Source organism: Streptomyces mayteni, assembly GCF_054783955.1.
Map to the genome: position 1 here is coordinate 1 of NZ_BAAGPR010000317.1, position 513 is coordinate 513.

The window sequence follows — 513 nt, forward strand, 5'->3', positions numbered from 1 at the left end:
CTCTAGGGTAATGGTAACCCGTCTCCCTTTGGCGGAGAAGACTTCCGTGTTCGAATCACGGGGGGTCAGAAGTAAAAAAAAAAGATGTTAAATGTGTTATAAAATATCAGATTAGGGAGTATAGCTCAGTGGTAGAGCAACTGACTCTTAATCAGTCTGTCGTGGGTTCGATCCCTTCTACTCCCCTAATAAATGTTTGTTTATATAGGAAGAGCACAGCTATTGGTGAGGTGGCTTCGGTTGCTAACTGAACGGATATCTATCCTTGTAGGTTCGAATCCTATCTCTTCCGGAATCAATTTAATATATACTAATATATTTCACCTCTTTAAATATTAATTAACCTTGCTTATATAAGTACTATATAAGTATAGTCTGTAAGGACGAGCGGAATCGAACCACTATCAAAGGTTTTGGAAACCTATATACTAACCGTTATACGACGTCCCTTACCTAATTACTTATAATCTATATTATGATTATTTTTATTAGAGTTCATAGGGAGTCGAACCC

At 37.2% G+C, this 513-nt stretch carries 3 tRNA genes; 2 read left to right on the forward strand and 1 reads right to left on the reverse strand.

Annotation, left to right across the window (positions count from 1 at the left end):
- Positions 1–114: 114 nt before the first annotated feature.
- Both ACYVPE_RS40050 and ACYVPE_RS40055 read left to right on the forward strand, forming a co-directional pair.
- Positions 115–186: transfer RNA gene (locus tag ACYVPE_RS40050), tRNA-Lys, on the forward strand.
- 21 nt (positions 187–207) lie between these two features.
- Positions 208–292, forward strand: a tRNA-Ser gene (locus ACYVPE_RS40055).
- 86 nt (positions 293–378) lie between these two features.
- Here ACYVPE_RS40055 and ACYVPE_RS40060 read toward each other — a convergent pair.
- Positions 379–450 (reverse strand) — tRNA-Trp (locus ACYVPE_RS40060).
- Positions 451–513 lie beyond the last annotated feature (63 nt).